This is a genomic window from Gilliamella sp. ESL0232 (genome assembly GCF_013346885.1).
GTDB lineage: Bacteria > Pseudomonadota > Gammaproteobacteria > Enterobacterales > Orbaceae > Gilliamella > Gilliamella bombi.
The window spans coordinates 1-19,312 of sequence record NZ_JAAEDW010000003.1 but is presented as its reverse complement, the minus strand read 5'-3'; the positions used below and the strand labels follow the sequence as shown (position 1 = coordinate 19,312).

Below are 19,312 nucleotides of genomic sequence, written 5' to 3'. Positions count from 1 at the left end.
ACTTAAGTGAAAGAAGGAGCAGAATATGACGACAATTGTCAGTGTCCGTCGTGAGGGTCAAGTGGTTATAGGTGGCGATGGGCAAGTTACGCTCGGCGAGCGTATTATTATGAAGGGAAATGCTCGTAAAGTTCGTCGTTTATATAATAACAAAGTGATTGCAGGTTTTGCTGGCGGTACAGCAGATGCTTTTACACTATTTGAACTGTTTGAAAGAAAACTAGAGATGCATCAAGGACATTTAACTAAAGCAGCTGTCGAACTAGCTAAAGACTGGCGAACAGATAGAATGCTACGTAAGCTAGAGGCACTACTTGCTGTTGCTGATGAAAGTGCATCATTGATTATTACAGGTACTGGTGATGTCATTCAACCAGAAGATGACTTAATTGCTATTGGTTCTGGAGGCCCTTATGCGCAAGCAGCGGCACGAGCACTACTAGATAATACCTCACTTTCTGCACATGATATTGTGCAAAAATCATTATCGATTGCTGGAGACATTTGTGTTTATACCAATAATTTCCAAACAATTGAAGAACTTAATTATTAATCTGATTTAAGAGAAATTTAACTATGTCTGAAATGACTCCTCGTGAAATTGTAAGCGAACTAAATCAACATATTATTGGGCAAGAAAAAGCAAAACGTTCTGTTGCAATTGCGTTACGTAATCGTTGGCGCCGTATGCAACTAGATGAAACATTACGTCATGAAGTTACACCAAAAAATATACTTATGATTGGGCCAACAGGTGTTGGTAAAACTGAAATTGCAAGACGTCTAGCCAAATTAGCGCATGCACCGTTTATTAAAGTAGAAGCAACTAAGTTTACCGAAGTTGGTTATGTGGGGAAAGAAGTTGATTCAATTATTCGGGATTTAACTGATTCTGCAGTAAAAATGATCCGTCAAGAGGCGATTGAACGCAATCGTAATCGAGCGGAAGAATTAGCTGAAGAGCGCATTTTGGATGTACTTGTACCACCAGCTAAAGATGGGTGGGGACAAGTTGAAGATAATAATACAACAGCAAGACAAGCTTTCCGCAAAAAATTACGTGAAGGTTCACTTGATGACAAAGAGATAGAAATCGAATTAGCTGGTGTTAATATTGGTGTTGAAATTATGGCTCCTCCAGGTATGGAAGAGATGACCAATCAATTACAGTCAATGTTTCAAAATTTAGGTGGACAAAAAACAAAACCACGTAAAATGAAGATTAAAGATGCGCTCAAACAACTCATTGAAGAAGAAGCTGCTAAATTGGTTAATCCTGATGATCTTAAACATGAGGCGATTGAAGCAGTAGAACAAAATGGAATTGTTTTTATTGATGAAATAGATAAAGTTTGTAAACGTGGTAATTCTTCAGGCCCAGATGTTTCACGTGAGGGAGTACAACGAGATCTTTTACCATTGGTTGAAGGTTGTACAGTGTCGACTAAACATGGATCTGTTAAAACGGATCATATTTTGTTCATTGCATCAGGTGCTTTCCAAACAGCAAATCCATCTGATTTAATTCCTGAATTACAAGGCAGATTACCAATTAGGGTTGAATTACAAGCTCTAACAAGTGAAGATTTTGAACGTATTTTAACCGAACCAAATGCTTCACTTACTGTTCAGTATAAAGCTCTAATGGCAACTGAAGGAGTTAACATCGATTTTACCTCGGATGGTATTCGTAAAATTGCGGAATCAGCATGGCAAGTAAATGAGCAAAATGAAAATATTGGTGCCCGCAGGTTGCATACTGTTTTGGAACGCTTGATGGAAGATGTTTCATTCGAAGCTAGTGAACTCGGTGGAGAAACTGTAACTATTGATGCTAAATATGTAAGCGATCATTTAGATAAGCTTGTTGCAGATGAAGATCTAAGTAAGTTTATTTTATAAAAAGTTTAACTTCTTAACATAAAAAGGTGAAGATGAATTTGCTCAACTTCACCTTTTTTCTTGTTACTTTCTTATTAGCTCGCCTAAGATATCTGCAGCTTTTGATTTAGATTTTGAATTATCTTTAGAGTCATGAGTTTTTAATTTTTCGCGGAGTTTGTCTAAACGGTCTTGTAATTTATCGCTTAGTGCATCGGTAATTAATTTACTCATATCTATTTGATAATGAAGATTAGCAAATTGCCCATAAATACGTAGTGGTATTGTTAACTTTTGCAGTTTACTAATTGTTTCACTTTTACCGTTCCAGCCACCTAATATTTTTAAATTCAAATTAACATCCAAATCTTGTTTTAAAAAACCAACTCGCCCTGAGCCATCAATGACATCAAGAGTTTCAGAATTGGCATTTAATGTCGACAATTGCAAATTACCTTGCCTTAAGTTACCAATAGCTGAAATTTTATGGAATTCAGTATATTTTTTTTGATTTTCAGGAGTCATGATGTCCTTTGAATATTGAGTTGCTATATTTTGGATGATTCTTTGAATATTTAAATTATTTAGCCTTGCATTAGTCACTACTATATTCAAATTTCCTTGCAAGTTGGCTAAGATTTTTGAACCAGATAAGCTGTTGCTTTCTAAATCTCCAGTAGCGTTAAATAAACCCTCTAAATCATGTGCTATATTTAATTGATTAAAAAATGTATTTAAATCAACATTTGATATTTTGGTATTAAGCTTCATTAGTGTACTTTTTTGTTTACCATTTGCTAAACCAGTTGCAGCTATATGGCCATTAGCAATATCAAAGTTAATCTTTTTAAATATTGCAATACCTTCCTCATTGGTCATATCAATGTCAATATTATTTAATGTTACTTTGTTAGCATTAATCTGTTTAATATTTAATTTAGCTTTAGCATTAAAATTATTCAGAAAGTTTAATTCATTATTGGTTTTTGTGACATTCGACACCACTGGTGAAGTTTGTTGAGGATTTGCTTCTTTATTTGAATTTTGACTTGTTTTCAAGAACGAAGTGAGATCGATTTTATCTGAATTTAACTGCAAATTTATATATGGTTTATTTGCTAAATCAGCATTTATTGTGGCAGTAAAATGATTTTCATTAATTGAAAAAGTTAAATTTTGGCTTTTAAGTAACATTTGTGGATGTTGGTAGTTAAATACACCGCTAATGTTACCTTTTAGCTCTTTTGTTGAATTGTCTACACCTTTATAAATGAAATCTAATTTCTTTAAATCGATTAACGCTTGTTCTGGAAATTGATTTAAATCGACATATGCATGTATCAAATAAGATAAATCTTGTTGATTTTTATCTATATTACCTTTTAAATCGATGGAAATATTTTTTTCACTATTTTGTTCTAACACTAGATTAATATTTCTAAAGTTAATTAAATCATTATTATGTTGTAATGTCACAGTACTATCACTAACTTCAAATTTATTTAAGCTAAATTTCCAATTAGATGAAATTTTTTGATCTTTAGAATCAGTTGGTTTATTCGTGGTTGTATTAGATGATGTTTTTGTACCATTTTTTGCAATATTACCTTTACTTTCATTTGTGATACTGATAACTGCTGATTTTATAAAAACATTTTTGACAGATAATTTTTTGGAGAATAGAGGTAGTAACTCAACGTCTAATCTCATATTATCTGCAGTTAGAAGGGGTTTTGAAGCTCCTGCATCAGTTAGCTTAATTGAATCAGTTAAAATACTCACTTGCGGCCATATATGCCAACGTAAATTTCCATCGATGGATAATTCATATCCTGTTTTATCTTTAACTGTATCAGAAATAAACCCACGAAAGTTGTTGGGATCAACAAAAACAATCAATGAAACAACACTAATTGTTATGACTAGAATTAAGGCAAATAGAATAACCAATATTTTTTTGATCATATTAATGTTCCTTCGTTATGGTTATCGATTATTCAGTCTTTATCAATACGACTGGCAACAGCACCATACTGGTCTTTATATTTTGCATCTAACCTCCGATTGTATGGTCTTGTAGCAGGACCAGTTAGCGTTTCAAAACTGAGCGCGCCGATTGTCATTCCAGGCCTAAGTGCTAATGGAATTTTTCCTGAATTATAAAATTCTAATACAATTTGTCCTTGCCAGCCGGGGTCGATACGATGAGCTGTAACGTGAACCATTAGACCTAATCTAGCAAGTGATGAACGGCCATCTAACCAGCCAACTAAATCGTCAGGAATAGTGACTGATTCTAAAGTTACAGCTAATGCTAACTCACCAGGATGTAAGTAAAAGGCGTCACCTTCAGGTAATACTATTTCTTCACTCATCACTCGTTCCAAGACTGCAGATACTTCTTCTTTTGGACCACTTAAATCTATATAAGGTGTAGTATGTTCTCGAAAAGTACGAAATTGATTACCTAATCTAACATCAACAGTCGCACCATTAATACAGCTTGCTGCAGGCTGCGGTGTTATTTTTAATTTACCATTTTTTAAATATGCTTCGATATCTCTGTCACATAATCTCATGAGTTATCCTTAATTCAGCTTGTATTACTTTATTCTAACAGGTTCTTTTGATGGCGTCGACGTTAGTAGTTTAAGGCTGTAGTACCCATGCGCGTCCATAATGGTTATAGTATCCGGCTAATTTTCCTGCTTTATCTCCTATTCCTAGATAAAGGTCAAAATGTTGACCTTTTATAGCACCACCAACATCAAGTGCAACCATAAGTCGAGTTTCTCGTCTGCCTCGATATTGCCCATCGTCTTCAAGAAGCGGCACATCAACTAATACTACAGATCCTAAAGGAATGACTGATTTATCCGATGCGACTGATGCATTTGCAACCAAAGGTATTTCAGCCGCACCCGTAACTTCAGCATTATATTGTGGATTAAAAAAAACAAATGAACGGTTTTGAATTAGTAAAGCTTTAATTTGATTTTCTGGTTTGTTTTTTGCCCAATCTTTAATTGATTGTATAGAAATTTTTTCTTTTTCTATTTCGCCTTGTTCTACTAATAATCTTCCTATACTAGAATAGCCATAATTATTTTTACCTCCATAGCTGAAGAAGACTAAAGGTGAACCATCTTCAAAATCAATATAGGCACTACCTTGTACTTCCATAATAAAGTTATCCATTAAGGAATTACTGTATGCAATTTCAAGATCTCTATCAGAAAGAGCTCCATTATAAATTTGTTCACGATTTGGTAGTTGTTCTTCATCACTAACAACAGGCATCTTATAAATAGGGTATTTAAATTCTGCTGTTGGTTGATGCCTTGCTTTGATTATCGGAGTGTAGTAGCCTGTTAAATGTACATTGCCATACCCATCTTGTCCAACCATTTCGTAACTGTTAAGTCCCACCTTGTAAAATTCATCAACCATTAAAGAACGGCTAATCCACTCATTTATTGCTTTATAAATATGTTCATTTTTTTTATATAAAGAAGGCGATGACGATTTAATTTTAGCTATTTGAATAATGTAGTCTGATATGTTGACAGGAATATTTAATTGAGGCTGATTAATGTTAAGTGGTAAAGATAATTTCCCATCTTTATATTGTTGACCTTGATTAGTTGGTTTATTTGAATAGTATTGGCTACCAATAAAAATAGATAAAACAAGTAAAATACTTAAAAAATAAAAATAATAATAACGATCTTTTTTTTTCATCTTGGAAAATAATTATAATAAGTTAAGCAATATGGCTAGTTATGCTACACAATTCTATTATAAGAAACTACAGATAATTATTATGAATCCATAAAAAGTTTTCATAACAATTCAACTTGCGATTTTATTCTATAGACTTTATAGTCCTAGACTCTTAGTAAGTCGAGAAATATAGAAAATAAAAGGAAATAATAGCGATGAGCATTACATCCTCAAAAAATGATCTAAAGCGAAATCTTTCTAACCGTCATATTCAATTAATTGCAATCAGTGGGGCAATTGGGACTGGTTTATTTATGGGTTCAGGAAAGACAATTAGTCTTGCTGGTCCTTCTATTATTTTTGTTTATATGATTATTGGTTTTATCCTTTTTTTTGTTATGCGTGCGATGGGGGAAATCCTTCTTTCTAATTTAAAGTACAAATCTTTTAGTGATTTTGCCAATGACCTTTTGGGGCCTTGGGCTGGATTTTTTACTGGTTGGACATATTGGTTTTGTTGGGTAATTACAGGGATTGCCGACGTTATTGCAATTGCTGGATATGCGCAACATTGGTTTCCTGAACTGCAGTCATGGATACCAATGTTATTAACAGTTGCCTTACTTTTAACACTAAACTTATTAACGGTAAAAATGTTTGGTGAAACAGAATTTTGGTTTTCAATGATTAAGATTATTGCAATTTTAGCATTGATAGGAATTGGACTTGTACTCATTTTGACTGCTTTTCATTCCGAACAAACGGGTACCACAGCTGCATTTTCGAATTTGTGGGAATACGGGGGCTTTTTCCCTCATGGTAGTATGGGTTTTTTTGCTGGATTTCAAATTGCTATTTTTGCTTTTGTTGGGATTGAGTTAGTTGGCACAACTGCAGCAGAAACCGTTGATCCGTGCAAAAATTTGCCTCGTGCAATTAATTCAGTGCCTGCGCGTATCATCTTTTTCTATGTTTTTGCTTTAATCATTATTATGAGTGTAACTCCATGGGAGTTTATTTCTCCAAACAAAAGTCCTTTTGTAGAATTATTCACTCTAATTGGCTTGCCTGCTGCTGCAAGTATTATTAATTTTGTAGTATTAACTTCAGCAGCATCATCTGCTAATAGTGGTATTTACTCAACAAGCAGAATGCTGTTTGGGCTTGCTAAAAAACAAGATGCTCCTGAACCGTTTGGGAAATTATCGAGTCGCTCTGTACCGGCTAATGGGCTATTATTCTCGTGCACATGTTTGTTTGGTGGAGTTGTTTTGATTTATTTAGTGCCTAATGTCATGGAAGCTTTTACTATAGTAACTACAATTTCGGCTATTTTATTTATGTTTATTTGGTCGATGATTCTTATTTCTTATATTGCTTATCGTCGCAAAAAAATAAACTTACATGAACAATCTCAATTTAAAATGCCAGGTGGTATTTTTATGTGCTGCGTCTGTTTGGCTTTTTTTGCCTTCGTGATTGTATTACTTACTTTTGAGATTGATACTCGCCAGGCATTAGTGGCAACACCTATTTGGTTTGTTATTTTAGGTGTAAGTTATTTTATTCGATCTTTAAAACGTCAATAAATTTATACTAAAAATGGCAGGAAAACCTGCCAATATTTTTACTCTAATTATCGCACTTTATTTTTTCGGACAGATGATGCTAGCAATAATTCCTAAAGCTAGTGTGCCTAAAACGATATAAAGACTGGTAATTGGATCTATATCAATACCGTATCCAAATAGATGATTACTTGCATTTAAAGCCAATTTTCCGGCAATAAAAAAGAGTAAACAGATAATTGCCTTATCAAGATGAGCTAAATACTGTTTCATGGCTTGTAAAATAAAATACATAGTTCTAAGACCCAAAATAGCAAAAATCATCGAGCTATAGACAATTAACGGTTCTTGGCTTACAGCAATCACGGCAGGAACAGAATCAAACGCAAAGATAACGTCACTTAACTCAATTACAACAATACATGAAAACAGCGGTGTAGCATAAAAAACACTTTTAGGTATTTTACCAACTAAATTGCTATTCTCAGGTTTTGCAAGTTCTCTATCAAGTTGTTTTTTGGTTAATAAAATGTGATGACCGACAATTTTGGGGTAAGATGGAAAAATACGTTTGGCGATGCGAAAAGTTAAGTGATTTGAATAATCCTTTATGTCTTGACCATTATCTTGATTTTTTAGCATTATTATTCCAGTGCAAGCTACTAATATTGAAAAAGCTAATTCCATCCAAGGACCTAAATATAACAAACCTGTTCCAATTACAACAAATATGGCGCGGAATATAATAGCGCCAATAACTCCCCAATAAAGTAAGCGATGTCGATAATTATTAGGTACTGAAAACCAAGAAAAAATAGCCATAATGACAAACAAATTATCGACAGATAGTGCTTTTTCAAGGACGTAACCAGCAACAAATAAGCTAGCAGTAGTACTCCCATGATGAATGTATAAAAATAGTGCAAACCCCAGTGCAACAATTATCCAAAAAAGTGACCATATAATGGCATTTTTTAAACTGATAGGTTTATCGTTATGGTGAGCATATAAATCAACAATAATTGCAGCCAAGGCTAGCACAACAAATACCAACATGGTCTCTATTGGAAATCCTAATGAACTTTGCATCATATTTATATTACCTAGTTTTAATTGATTTTAGATAATTTGAATAGTTGGTTTATCTAATTTAACCGTAATATATAATTATAAAAGTGATAGAGTATATATTGCTAGCTAAATCAAAAAAAGTTATATTTGCAAGTCTTATTTAACTGTTTTAATTTAATAATATTTTGAGCCAGTATTTATGACAAAATTTAGGATAATTATTCTTACTCTTCTTCCTTTTATTTCGGGATTATTATATGCACAACCAGTAGAGCCTTATATATCTTCTTTACCTAAAGGAAGTGATTTATCCATTTTGGTTCAATCTGTTGGGCGTAATCCTAAAACATTAGCAAAATATAAAAGTAATCAATTCAAACAACCAGCAAGCACTCAAAAAGTGATAACTGCGTTAGCTGCTCAGCTTGAACTGGGTAATGATTTCCGTTTTATAACTCGTATACAAACCAATGGCTCAATAAGTAATAAACAGTTAAATGGTGATCTTATTATTCAATTAAGTGGAGATCCAACTTTTACTCGTGATCGATTAAAAAGCATGATTGCAACACTGAGCCAAAAAGGTATTGAGAAAATTTCAGGAAATGTGATTTTGGATACTTCAATTTTTACAAGTCATGATAAAGCATCGGGTTGGTCCTGGAATAACTTAACTGCATGTTATAGTGCTCCGCCATCTGCAGCTATTATTGATAATAACTGTTTTAATGCAACCATTATTCCGGGTAAGGTCGGTTCCAAAGCCTCTGTTACGGTATCTTCCAATACTCCTATTATTCTTACTGGTGATGTCAGAACTATCGCTGCTAATAGTAAGGATTTAAATGATAAATATTGTGAATTAGATGTAAACTACTCAGATAAAAACCATTACCATTTATCAGGATGCATTGCTGTAAGTTCAGATAAAATACCGTTAAAATTTGCAGTAATTGATAGTGTTGAATATTTTTCGAAAATTTTAAAAAATGAGCTTAAACAAAAAAAAATAATGTATACAGGAACTATTATTGAACGTAATCAAAGGACTAATGCTCAGTTGTCATTATTAGCCTCTAGCCAATCAGCTCAACTTTCTGAACTGTTGACAGTTATGCTTAAAAAATCAAATAATTTGTATGCAGATGCTATATTTAGGACTTTAGGGGCCCATTATTATAATGTTCAAGGTACATGGCGTAATGGCGGTGATGCTGTTAAGCAAATTTTACGTAAAAAAGCGGGTATAAATTTAGAAAATTTAGTTATTGCTGATGGTTCTGGATTATCTAGATTAAACTTGGTTAGCGCCGATAAGTTAATGGAAATTCTACAATATATTGCAGCTAATAATACAAAATTAAGAATTATTGAAATGTTACCAATTGCTGGAGTTGATGGTACTTTGCAGAATCGAAAAAGTCTTAATCAAGCACCTTTTAAAGAAACAATACGAGCCAAAACAGGTTATATTCAAGGTTGCTATAACTTAGCTGGATTTATCCAAAAGTCTGAAGGGGAATATGTTGCATTTGTGCAGCTATTATCAGGATACCAAGCTGATAATAAAGGAGAGCCCAAAAATAGTGCAGTCATGCGATTTGAATCGGAATTCTATAAAAATTTTATTAATTAATAAAGTGTGGTCAGGATATATATATTTTATATTTAGTATAAGTCCTGACCTTCTTTGTAAATTAAAAGTTATCGGCTAAAAAACCACAGCTCTGATGTTTCCAAAGCTGTGCGTATAAACCATTCTTGTTTAATAATTCTTGATGGGTTCCTTGTTCGATTATTTTACCTTGATCAAGTACGATTAGTCTATCCATTGCCGCAATTGTAGATAATCGATGGGCAATAGCAATAACGGTTTTTCCTTCCATTAAAGTATATAGACTTTCTTGAATTGCTTGCTCAATTTCAGAGTCTAATGCACTTGTTGCTTCATCTAATAATAAAATAGGGGCATTTTTTAAAATGACGCGAGCAATGGCAATACGTTGCCTTTGCCCTCCGGATAATTTTATACCTCGTTCACCAACAAAAGCGTCGTATCCTGTTTTACCTCTTGTATCAACGAGTGTTTGAATAAATTTATCTGCATGAGCCTTTTTGGCTGCTTCTCTCATCTCCTTTTCAGAAGCATTTTTGTTACCGTAAAGTAAGTTTTCTCGTACTGAGCGATGCAATAACGAAGTATCTTGTGTCACCATACCGATTTTAGAACGTAAGCTTTCTTGACTAACGGCAGTAATATCTTGACCATCAATAAAAATATTACCACTTTGTAAATCGTAAAAACGAAGTAATAAATTAATAAGCGTTGATTTTCCAGCTCCAGAACGACCGACCAAACCAATCTTTTCACCAGGTTTGATTGTTAAATTTAAATCTTCAATAATTGAGTTGTGTTGTTTTTTATCATAAGCAAAATGGATGTGCTTAAATTCGATTTTCCCTTGGGTAACATGAAGTGATGTTGCATTAGGTTGATCAATAACTGTTTTAGTGGCTGAAAAAGTATTAATCCCATCTTTAACTATGCCAATATTCTCAAATAAAGCTGCCAATTCCCACATGATCCAATGTGAAAAACCGTTTAATCGAAGCGCTACAGCGGTTGTTGTTGCAATTGCACCAACACCAATTAATTGATTGCTCCATAGCCATAAGGCAATACCTGTAGTGCTTAGTATCAACAAAATAGACATTAAATGATTAACAATTTCAAAGCTACTGACTAAGCGCATTTGTTGATTGACAGTGACTAAAAATTCATCCATTGATTCTTTAGCATATTTTGCTTCATTGCCAGCATGAGAAAAAAGTTTTACTGTCATGATGTTGGTATAGGCATCGGTTACTCGTCCTGTCATCGTAGAACGAGCATCAGCCTGCAAACTAGCAATTTTACTTAAACGAGGAATAAAATAATACATAGCAATACCATAAATTAGACACCAGCCTATAAATGGAATTAATAGCCAAAGATCTAATTGCCCGATGATTGTTGCCATAGTAATAAACGAAATAAAGACATAGATAAAAATCTCCGTCACTAAAAAGCAAGTATCACGAACTGCAAGCGCTGTTTGCATGACTTTGGCTGATATTCTACCAGCAAATTCATCTTGGAAAAAACGCATACTTTGATTGAGTACCAACCGATGAAGGTTCCAGCGCATTCGCATTGGGAAATTGCCGGCTAAGCATTGATGTTTAATAATAGTTTGTAATCCAATAATAATTGTACTTGCTATGATGATTAAAGCTAATATTACTAATGTTGTTTTTTCTTGCTGCCAAAATTTGCTAGGTTCAACAGCTGCAAGCCAATCAATAACCCTACCAAGAGTTGCATATAAAAAGGCTTCAAAAGCACCAGCGAATGCACTAAGAATAATTAATAATAGTAGAAATAAGCGAGTTCCTTTAGTTGATTGCCATATGAAATTAAAAAAATTTTTAGGCATACATTGATATTCAACTTTTGGATAAGGTGATACTAATTTTTCAAAAAATCGATACATATTCGGCCTGACAAATAATAGAGTTTTCCATTGATAATACAATCAATGATATAAAAAACGAGGATAGCGCAAATATATGTAAATTATCTATGCATTAAATTGTTACATGAAATTTTAGATATATCTGCGATTTATAATATTATAAATATTAAAAAGCTGATGAGGAAATATGATGTTTTATATTCCCTCATATTATGATTATATATTGAGCGTCAATATATAGCCACTAATGGTCTTAAAATATATCTTTTATAATAAGTACAACGCGTCCAACAATATGATATTTATGAAAGTCTACTTTAGGTACTTCAATAGTCGGATATTGGCTATTATTGCAGATTAACAACCATCCATTGAGTGTTAAACGAATCTTTCTCAAAAAGGTAATATCTTCATATTCAATTAAATAGATTGCACCATCAATAATCTCATTTATTTCTGTATTAAGAATCAACCCGTTATTATTCTTTATTTCTGGTGACATTAAATCGCCTTTAGCCCAGTATATAATTAATTTTTTAGCATCCAAACCTCGATGCTTAACCCAACCTTCAACAATAGGATAATTCATTACTGGAGGCGTTTCTCTAACAAAACGCTCTTTTTGTGCTTCTTCTTTTGTTGGTAACTGTTTTTTATATACGGGGATACGATAAATATTTTCGTTATAGACTTCTTCACTGTCTTTAGGATCTAATACTTCTAATTTATGTCCAGTAGCAAGCCAATTAAAGGAAACATTACATTTTTCAGCAATGACTTCTAAACGTGTAAGTGATGGATATGTTTTACCTGATAAATAATCTCGGATTACTGTTTCTGACATATCACATTTTTTAGCGAAGGCTGATACAGATAACCCTTGCATTGAGCTATATAGTCTATCTTTAAAAGTTTTAATATTATTATTTTTAATTGTATTCATCTTTGAACCATTATTTCTTGCATAAGTTTATTAATTATAATGTATTTTTTTGTGTTTTTGTATACGTTAATAAAATTGAAAATCTATTAGTTTTGCTTTATTCCTATGCTAATTTGTTTTTTTATTTTATATCTTGTTTTTTTATCTTGTTTTTTCATTTTTTTTATGACTGTTGATTTTTTTGAAAAAAAAGTTATTTATTGTTTTTTCTGCTTGAGAATGCGTATTTTTGTGTAAAAATATTTATTTTTGTGTTAATTAAAGTTTTTTTATTGTTTATTTGATATTTATCAAAGGTATCTTAATGGTGGCTTTTTTGTATTATTATGATTTTATTTGATTTATATTTTTTATGTAGAAATAATTTAAATTGAAAAAATAAATAAAAACGTTGACGAAAGCGAAAAAAAATGGATAATAAGCAGGGTAAGGATTTTTCATTGTTTTCTTTCCTTATATTCCTTATATTTCATGTTGGCCTGTATAGTTTTATACAGGTCTTTTTTTATTTTTGAACTATTCATGAAATCCCTTCACAAAAAGAGTATAATCAGTTTCCTATAGAATCTGTTTTAAAGCTTATCCTAACAGAGCGTTGTATTTATTGAGAGGATTTGATTATGTCTTTTAGCATTCCACATCTTTTAGTGTTTCTTGCCGTGGTGATTTTATTATTTGGCACTAAGAAGTTACGTAATTTAGGTTCGGATCTTGGTTTAGCGTTGAAAGGCTTTAAAAAAGCGATGAATGATGACGAAGTTGAATCAAAAAGTGATAATAAGTTAGATGATAATAAATAGTTGCATTTATTTAGTATGAATTTACAATTTGACGTAGTAATTGTTGGTGGTGGATTAGTTGGTTTAGCCACTGCTTGTGCACTTAGCCAATGTGATTTAAACATTGCGATTATAGATACTAAACTTTGTCAGCATGAATTCTTGCCTCATGCTGAAATAAGTATTAGAGCTTCTGCTATTAATGGCGCTAGCCAGCGCTACTTTTCAAAAATTGGTATATGGGATGATTTATGCAATAGCAAGCGTGTACAGGAATTTACTGAGATAGGTGTATGGGAAAAAAATGGTCAAGCTCATTTGTCTGCCCAAGCCAAAGATTACGGTTATTCTAATCTTGGATACATAATTGAAAATAATGTCATTTCTCATTATCTTTACCAGTTTGCCTTAGACTGTTCGAATATTAAAATTTATAGCCATGAAGCAGTTGATTGTACATTTAATGATGATTTTGTCTTTTTGACACTTGCAAATAAAGCTGTTTTACAAGCTAAATTAATGATAGGGGCTGATGGTGCTCATTCTTGGGTGCGTAGGAGTGAAAATATTTCTGTTCTTGAGCGTGATTATCTTCATCATGCTGTGATTACAACTGTTCAAACTGAATATCCTCATCAATCCTGTGCTAGGCAAGTGTTTTATCCCAATGGAATTATTGCTTTTCTTCCTCTTTGGAATGTAAATAAAAGTTGTTTAGTTTGGTCGACAAAACCAAATAATGCGTCTACTTTAACTTCACTTTCTGAATCAGAATTTTCGAACGAATTATTTCGGTTGACTGGTGATAAAGTTGGTAAATGCCAGTTAATTAACCCTAGAATGGTATTCCCATTAAAAGCGCGATTTGCTAAACAATTTATTAAGCATCGGTTAGTACTTATTGGCGATGCTGCTCATACTATTCACCCTTTAGCAGGACAAGGGGTAAATTTAGGTTTTCAAGATTCTGCTTTATTAGTTTCAACCATTAAACAATTAATCGAAACTAATAAAGATATTGGGCTTGTAAAAAATTTAAAATCATTTGAGTTTAATCGTCGCAAAGATGCGTTAGTTATGCTCACGGCCATGCAAACTATTCAAGATATGTTTAATGGTGATAATTTGTTGAAAAAGACGTTAAGAACAATTGGTATGAATGTTATTGATAATAGTCAGCTATTAAAAAAGCAACTGATTAAATATGCTATGCATATTTAATTTAAACTTATATCTAGTTATTATTGTGTCTGTCAAAAACTTTCAGGTAATTATGTGTTTCAGTATAAAAATCAATTATGATACTTAATAGATTAAGAATCTATTCCAGAAATAACAATCCAACCATAAAATAAGTAAACTGAACTAAAGCCGCATGATCTAATGCGCTTAGCAAATTATAGTTAAACAAGAATAATAATGATGCACTAAAAAGTGCACCAATATTGATAATAAATCGTGATTAAACTGTTTGTTTTAATAAGTTATAAACAGGGGTAGCAAGACCTATTTTTGCGTTGTTAGATTTTAGTTTATACCAATAGCCACTATGTTCATTAAAACATTTTGTATACTTGGTAATGACACAATAAATAGGAAAAATATCTAAGTGAAAATGACTAAATGTGTGGCGAAATGCAACAAGTTGCTTTGGTGCTGTTGTTTCGATACCTTGTTTTTTTAACCAGTCAGTTATTGCTTGTTTACTTGAAAATTGAGGAAAACAATATAATCCTCCCCAAATACCAGACGGAGGCCTTTTTTCAAGCCAAATTGTATGATCATATTCTAGCATTAAAAAATAGGCTGTCTTTTGGGGAATGGCATTTTTAGTTTTTTTTGTAGGATAGAGTTGCCAGCTTTCGGTTTTATATGCTAGACAATGGGTTTGCAATGGGCATAAGGAGCATTTAGGTTTAGTGCGTGTGCAAACCATAGCCCCAATATCCATCATAGCTTGATTAAATTTTGCTACCTTATGTTTTGGTGTGACTTGTTCACTTAATTGCCAAAGTTTATTTTCGACAGTTTTAATACCCGGCCAACCTTCAACAGCAAAATATCGGGTTAAAACACGTTTTACGTTGCCATCTAAAATTGGATAATGTTGATTTTGTGCAAGAGATAAAATTGCACCAGCTGTTGAGCGTCCTATGCCTGGAAGTGCGACGACATCATCGAACTTTGTAGGGAACATGCCATTAAATTTATCCACAATTAATTGTGCTGCTTTATGTAAATTACGTGCTCTTGCATAATAACCAAGTCCTGTCCAAAGATGCAATACATCATCAATTGGCGCTTTTGCTAAATCTGTTATTTGTGGGAAGTGCTCAATAAAACGATTAAAGTAAGGAATAACCGTTGCAACTTGGGTTTGCTGTAGCATCACTTCAGACAACCAAACATGATAAGAGCTTTTTTCGACCTGCCATGGTAGCGATTTTCTGCCATATTGTTCATACCACGTCAGGACAGCTTGCGGAAAGTATTGTATTTTCATAGCCATTACATTGCAGCAACAATAGAATCACTAGGATAGCAACCTAGTACCTTAGTATATAAAGTCATTGATGCCAATTCTTTGAGAGCTGTTTGCATTTCATAAGAATGAATGTTACCTTGCAAATCGATATAAAACATCTCTTCCCAAGGCGTACCATGAATTGGGCGTGATTCAAGTTTAGTCATAACAATGTTATGGTTACGTAATACCGATAGCGCATCAACTAAAGCACCTGCTTGCTGACCTGTTTTCATGAGAATTGTGGTTTTAGCAGGGATTTGATCAGATACTTCTATTGGCTGACGAGCTAACACAATAAAACGAGTAATGTTTTCTTTTTGATTGGCAAAATTATGTTCAAGGACTTGTAGCCCATATAATTCACCACCATCTTTATTACCCATAGCTGCAACATTAGGTTGATTCAATTTAGCTACAGTTTCCATTGCTGATGAAGTACTATCGCAGTATATGATTTTCCAATGAGGATAGTTCTCTAAGAAGTTACTACATTGCTGGAATGGTTGTGGATGGCTATAAATAGTATCGATTTGCTCTAGCTGTGAATTTTGTATAGCAAGAACACAATGATCAATAGGTAAAGAGAGCTCACCAATAATATGTAGATTAGTTTTTTGCAATAAATCATAAACTTCATTAATTGAGCCAGAACTTGAATTTTCTATTGGTAAAATTCCATAATCTACGGCATTATTTTCGACTTGTTCAAAAATCTCTTTAAAGGTTGAACAGCTTAATTCAATCATTTCATCTAAGTGAGTGCTAGCATAGCGGCGAGCAGCAGAATGCGAATAAGATCCTTTGGGGCCTAAAAAGGCAACTTTGGCTGTGGTGATTGTGCTGAGATTAAGCTTTTCTTGCAAGATTTTTTGTTGTAATAGTACAGAATCTTCAATAATTAATTGATATAAGCGTTTAATGAAAATATCATCAAGATGATAGTCTTTGCCTTCATTGATTAAGGCTCTGATAAGTGAACGCTCACGATCAATGTCGCGCACAGGAATGTTTGCTTCAATTTTCGTATGAATTACTTGCGTTGCAAGTTGGCGCCTATGGGCAATAAGCTCTAACAATGTTTTATCTAATTTATTAATTTTATTTCGCAAAGATAATAAAGGATTTGTAGCCATTTTTTATTAGTTATTTAAAAAAGATAGTTTGTATTATAACAAGCAAAAAAATAAAGGCACTATCAAAGTATCCTTTGTTTGTAAATAATTGAATTTTTATGGTAGTATACGGCGATAGATAGAGCTGGTGTGTTTATAATAACCGATAAGTTGCTCTTTTCTTTTTTTGTGAATGGATCTCAAAAGTTGTTTTAAAATCATTTATAAAATAATAATCCATGGAATGGTTGGTAGTAAAATGATTAAATACCCATTTGGAATAGGCAGAAAAGTTTGTATTCTTCTTGTTACTGTTTGCTTATTGCTTAATAAGTTATATTTAATGCAATTATTGAAGTTAATAAGTTTGCTAAAAAAGTCAAAACGAATACTAATAGCAAAAATTACTTCCCATGCCGCCTTACAAAGAATTTTATTAAAATCGAACGTTAAGCATTATGCGTTGCAATTGATGACGATATTCTTATGTGAGACAATTCTATCAGGTAATGCTATAGCTGTATTGTCGGCTACTACGACAAATGTAATCCACGGTAGTGCACCGTATTTAACTTTCGATGACAACAAGAGCAAAGCAAATAGCATGAGTGGAGTATTAAGTATTACACTGTCTGATGGTAGAAAATATGATAAAAGTAATCACCGTTCATCAAAAAGTAGCCCAATTATACTGCCAGAGGAAAATCAAAGCGTAAATGATATTAAGATGTTTCTTCCCAAAAAGCATAAGGAAGATCCAATGGATCATACTAAAAAGGCTAAATTAAATGATGTTCTATTAAGTTTTGGGCTAGCAAGAGATGATGATGGTGATGAAATTACTGTAACTGGTGGTGAATTGACTATAGATATTAGAAATGTTGATGGTAAACAAATTAGAAATTATGCTCAAATATTAGATCCTTGTTATGCGCCTTATAGCATTTACTTAAAAAGTGATGATGCAACATTATCCACGCGATATGGTATCCCTGCTTCATCAGGTAAATTTATTGGTAGTAGTGTTACCTATTATATTTCCCCTAAAGTTAATGATCCTTATACTTGTTTTTCTCAGCCTAATTTGAACCATAGCTATGGTACGCATCTTGGTCCTGCTGAGCAATGGGATAGATATCATGGGTTTAAACCACAAAATATCCAACAACCATTTATGAACTTTCCAAATACAGCGGCGAATGGGTTACATTTTTATTTAATGACAGCCGGAGGGCTTGCCCGTGAGTTTACTTACACTAAATTACCAGTGGATTCAGGCATTAATATTAATGTTACTCACGAAAAAGGAAAGCTGGCCAATATTGCTAGAATTGATTTAATGGGGCCAAGCTATACTTCAACAGTAGAACAAGCAGCAACAGCGGTTCCTACTACATTTATTATTTATGCGGATAAAGCAAAAAAGAACAAAATATACAGTTTTAAGATAGATAAATGGTTTATAGCAAATTCTGAAGAAATGAGTTATCTTGATGCTAAAGAATTTTGTATGACTTTGGAAAAGGCGGGTTACCATGTCGCAAATACTATTGATATGACTAATGGCAATAATCGATTTTGGAGTGGTGGTTTACCAGGACAACCTAATAATTATCAGCGTCGAATTGGTGGCAGTTTATTTGCAGAATGGGGGAGTACTCGTAAAAATTATTATCATAATAGTGATTTTACTGAATCATACTATTGGTCAACAGAGTCTTACCCTTTGTCGCTTGGTTGGCAGTATCATATTAGTTCAGCTTATGGTAGCGCCTATTATGCTTCTTCTGATGGTAACAATGGAGCATTATGTGTGCATTGATCGGTTTTTTACCCATTTTATGAAATAGCGCACAATGCAGTAATCAAAAAATTCAATTTATGGTAATTTAGCTTTATTAAATTATAGGAAAAGTTATTACCCTTTCGGTTGTGGCTTCATTATTTGGTTTATCAAATGTGTGACGAACTTTGCACTTATGTTAAATTTTATTGCGTTGTTTTCGAGTTTGCTAGGGCGTGTTGATCTTTCGTGATTATTTTTTATACGGCATGATGTGAGTTACAATAATTCAGCCAAAAACAACCATAACTCGATTCATCATGCCAAGAACAATGCTAACAGATAAACGGTGGGAAAAGCTACTACAAATAATGAAAAATACCGGCCGAGTTTATAATAAATCCGAGCAT

General features: G+C 33.0%; 15 protein-coding genes and 1 pseudogene. 8 read left to right on the top strand and 8 right to left on the bottom strand.

Annotation, left to right across the window (positions count from 1 at the left end):
* Positions 1 to 25: 25 nt before the first annotated feature.
* On the top strand, positions 26 to 553 hold the full coding sequence (gene hslV / locus GYW75_RS04470; protein ID WP_025316169.1) for an ATP-dependent protease subunit HslV: 528 nt from the start codon (positions 26 to 28) through the stop codon (positions 551 to 553).
* 23 nt (positions 554 to 576) lie between these two features.
* Positions 577 to 1,902 carry an HslU--HslV peptidase ATPase subunit gene (gene hslU, locus GYW75_RS04465; protein WP_174798594.1) on the top strand — a complete coding sequence of 442 codons (1,326 nt, stop codon included), beginning with the start codon at positions 577 to 579 and terminating at the stop codon, positions 1,900 to 1,902.
* Positions 1,903 to 1,965: 63 nt separating this feature from the next.
* Here hslU and asmA read toward each other — a convergent pair whose 3' ends face one another.
* The 3 genes from asmA to mltA all read right to left on the bottom strand — a co-directional run bounded on the left by asmA (position 1,966) and on the right by mltA (position 5,622).
* Positions 1,966 to 3,846: an outer membrane assembly protein AsmA gene (gene asmA / locus GYW75_RS04460; protein WP_174798593.1), complete on the bottom strand. Its 1,881-nt coding sequence runs from the start codon at positions 3,844 to 3,846 to the stop codon at positions 1,966 to 1,968.
* A 32-nt stretch (positions 3,847 to 3,878) separates the two neighbouring features.
* Positions 3,879 to 4,460 carry a dCTP deaminase gene (dcd, locus tag GYW75_RS04455; protein WP_034909736.1) on the bottom strand — a complete coding sequence of 194 codons (582 nt, stop codon included), beginning with the start codon at positions 4,458 to 4,460 and terminating at the stop codon, positions 3,879 to 3,881.
* A 70-nt stretch (positions 4,461 to 4,530) separates the two neighbouring features.
* Positions 4,531 to 5,622, bottom strand: a complete 1,092-nt coding sequence (gene mltA / locus GYW75_RS04450; RefSeq protein ID WP_174798592.1) for a murein transglycosylase A — start codon at positions 5,620 to 5,622, stop codon at positions 4,531 to 4,533.
* Between the two features lie 197 nt (positions 5,623 to 5,819).
* On the opposite strand from mltA, the gene cycA reads away from it, so the two are divergent.
* Positions 5,820 to 7,193 (top strand): D-serine/D-alanine/glycine transporter, encoded by a 1,374-nt coding sequence (cycA, locus tag GYW75_RS04445; RefSeq protein WP_174798591.1) that lies wholly within the window; start codon positions 5,820 to 5,822, stop codon positions 7,191 to 7,193.
* A gap of 57 nt (positions 7,194 to 7,250) precedes the next feature.
* Here the strand turns inward: cycA and GYW75_RS04440 are convergent, their stop codons facing one another.
* Complete coding sequence (locus tag GYW75_RS04440; protein WP_174798590.1) at positions 7,251 to 8,264, bottom strand: TerC/Alx family metal homeostasis membrane protein; 1,014 nt, start codon at positions 8,262 to 8,264, stop codon at positions 7,251 to 7,253.
* A gap of 178 nt (positions 8,265 to 8,442) precedes the next feature.
* Between GYW75_RS04440 and dacB the strand changes: the two genes are divergently transcribed.
* Entirely contained in the window at positions 8,443 to 9,879 is a 1,437-nt protein-coding gene (gene dacB, locus GYW75_RS04435; protein ID WP_174798589.1) for a serine-type D-Ala-D-Ala carboxypeptidase, read from the top strand.
* 61 nt (positions 9,880 to 9,940) lie between these two features.
* Here dacB and GYW75_RS04430 read toward each other — a convergent pair whose 3' ends face one another.
* The gene (locus GYW75_RS04430) at positions 9,941 to 11,776 is read right to left on the bottom strand and encodes an ABC transporter ATP-binding protein (protein ID WP_174798588.1); all 1,836 of its coding nucleotides are present in this window, start codon (positions 11,774 to 11,776) and stop codon (positions 9,941 to 9,943) included.
* A 235-nt stretch (positions 11,777 to 12,011) separates the two neighbouring features.
* Positions 12,012 to 12,701, bottom strand: a complete 690-nt coding sequence (locus GYW75_RS04425; protein ID WP_034909729.1) for a LexA family transcriptional regulator — start codon at positions 12,699 to 12,701, stop codon at positions 12,012 to 12,014.
* Positions 12,702 to 13,321: 620 nt separating this feature from the next.
* Here GYW75_RS04425 and GYW75_RS04420 point away from each other — a divergent pair.
* Together GYW75_RS04420 and GYW75_RS04415 are read left to right on the top strand one after the other, a co-directional pair.
* Positions 13,322 to 13,501: a Sec-independent protein translocase subunit TatA gene (locus tag GYW75_RS04420; RefSeq protein WP_034909727.1), complete on the top strand. Its 180-nt coding sequence runs from the start codon at positions 13,322 to 13,324 to the stop codon at positions 13,499 to 13,501.
* Between the two features lie 15 nt (positions 13,502 to 13,516).
* The gene (locus GYW75_RS04415) at positions 13,517 to 14,701 is read left to right on the top strand and encodes an FAD-dependent monooxygenase (protein ID WP_174798587.1); all 1,185 of its coding nucleotides are present in this window, start codon (positions 13,517 to 13,519) and stop codon (positions 14,699 to 14,701) included.
* A 241-nt stretch (positions 14,702 to 14,942) separates the two neighbouring features.
* On the opposite strand, the gene mutY is transcribed toward GYW75_RS04415, so the two are convergent.
* Positions 14,943 to 15,983, bottom strand: coding sequence for an A/G-specific adenine glycosylase (gene mutY / locus GYW75_RS04410; protein WP_174798702.1), 1,041 nt, complete (start codon positions 15,981 to 15,983; stop codon positions 14,943 to 14,945).
* A gap of 5 nt (positions 15,984 to 15,988) precedes the next feature.
* The gene (pheA, locus tag GYW75_RS04405) at positions 15,989 to 17,140 is read right to left on the bottom strand and encodes a bifunctional chorismate mutase/prephenate dehydratase (RefSeq protein WP_174798586.1); all 1,152 of its coding nucleotides are present in this window, start codon (positions 17,138 to 17,140) and stop codon (positions 15,989 to 15,991) included.
* A gap of 451 nt (positions 17,141 to 17,591) precedes the next feature.
* On the opposite strand from pheA, the gene GYW75_RS04400 reads away from it, so the two are divergent.
* Together GYW75_RS04400 and GYW75_RS04395 are read left to right on the top strand one after the other, a co-directional pair.
* Entirely contained in the window at positions 17,592 to 18,941 is a 1,350-nt protein-coding gene (locus GYW75_RS04400) for a hypothetical protein (RefSeq protein WP_238786401.1), read from the top strand.
* 281 nt (positions 18,942 to 19,222) lie between these two features.
* Positions 19,223 to 19,312, top strand: a pseudogene (locus tag GYW75_RS04395) (IS5/IS1182 family transposase); the annotation flags it as partial.